The 1,319-nt window shown below is 62.0% G+C and carries 1 protein-coding gene and 1 pseudogene; one reads left to right on the forward strand and one right to left on the reverse strand.

The genetic code is table 11. The features are described 5' to 3' along the window. Nucleotides 1–155, forward strand: a pseudogene (locus VL15_RS41360) (transposase); the annotation flags it as partial. Here VL15_RS41360 and VL15_RS37800 read toward each other — a convergent pair. Continuing rightward, entirely contained in the window at nucleotides 154–1,119 is a 966-nt protein-coding gene (locus VL15_RS37800; RefSeq protein WP_048252013.1) for an IS110 family transposase, read from the reverse strand. The pseudogene VL15_RS41360 and the gene VL15_RS37800 overlap by 2 nt on opposite strands. Nucleotides 1,120–1,319: the final 200 nt, after the last annotated feature.

The following is a 1,319-nucleotide window of genomic DNA, read 5'->3' on the forward strand; positions in this document are numbered from 1 at the left end:
ATCGACGACAAATCGCCGCCTTGGTCGGTGTGGCCCCGATGGCCTTCGACTCCGGCGCAACGCGTGGTCGCAGACATATCCAAGGCGGACGCTTCGAAATACGCCGCGTTCTGTACATGGCCGCGCTGACAGCCGCACGTCGCAACCCCACTATCACCAAGTGCGATGAAGCGAATTGTCCCAAGGCGTGTTGGATCTGACCATGGCATTGAGCATGGTGAGGAGCTTGCGCATGCAGGCGACCAGCGCGACCTTGGGCAGTTTGCCGCCTGAGATCAAGCGCTGGTAGAAGGCGGTGATAGTGGGGTTGCGACGTGCGGCTGTCAGCGCGGCCATGTACAGAACGCGGCGTATTTCGAAGCGTCCGCCTTGGATATGTCTGCGACCACGCGTTGCGCCGGAGTCGAAGGCCATCGGGGCCACACCGACCAAGGCGGCGATTTGTCGTCGATTGAGGCGGCCGAGTTCAGGTAACTGAGCAATCAGGGTGGCGCTCGCGACAGGTCCAATGCCGCTGGCGGAGCGCAGCAGCGTATCGAGCGCGGCGTAATGCTCCCGTACATGGGCGACCATCTGCGTGTCGACGTCATCGAGCTGTTGGCGAATGGCGTTGATCATGGCCTCGATGCTCGGTTGCACCACGGGGATCGCCAATTGCAGGCGTTGCCGCTCCGACAGCAGCATGCCGAGCAATTGACGGCGACGCGTGACCATCGCGGCCAGCGCTTGCTGCTGGGCATCGGCCAACGGGCGAATGAAGCAGGCGAGATCCTTGCGGCGAACCAGGACCGAAGCAAACTCAGCCAGCATCTGTGCGTCGATGGCGTCGGTCTTGGCCAACCGCCCCATCGATTTGGCGAAGTCGCGTGCTTGACGCGGGTTGACCACGGCCACGGGCAAACCGGCGGCTTGCAGCGCGCAGGCCAGCGCCGCTTCGTAACCGCCGGTCGCTTCCATCACGACCAAGGCAATGCCCAGTGGCTGCAAGGCCGCAGCCAGTGCCGAATGCGCATCGGCGTCGTTCGTGCAGCGTTGAATGGCAAGTTCAGCGCCAAGTACGCAGACATCAACGTGTGCTTTGGCCACATCGATACCCACCACCACTGAGGAGACAGACATGATCTTCGGTTCCCTTGCTTGTGCATGCGCCCTCGACGACGTCGGGGCGCGTAACCGTTCGGGTTTCAAGAAGACCAGCACGGCGGCCGTGCGTTCTTTACTCAGTGACGGGCTCGTACGCCCAAGCGCCTGTCAAACTGCACGGCCAAGTCTGGCAACCTCCAGACTTTACCGTACTGGTCTGGCTTAAACATACAAGC

Origin of the sequence: Burkholderia cepacia (genome assembly GCF_001039005.1) — a bacterium.
GTDB classification, from domain to species: Bacteria; Pseudomonadota; Gammaproteobacteria; order Burkholderiales; family Burkholderiaceae; genus Burkholderia; species Burkholderia theae.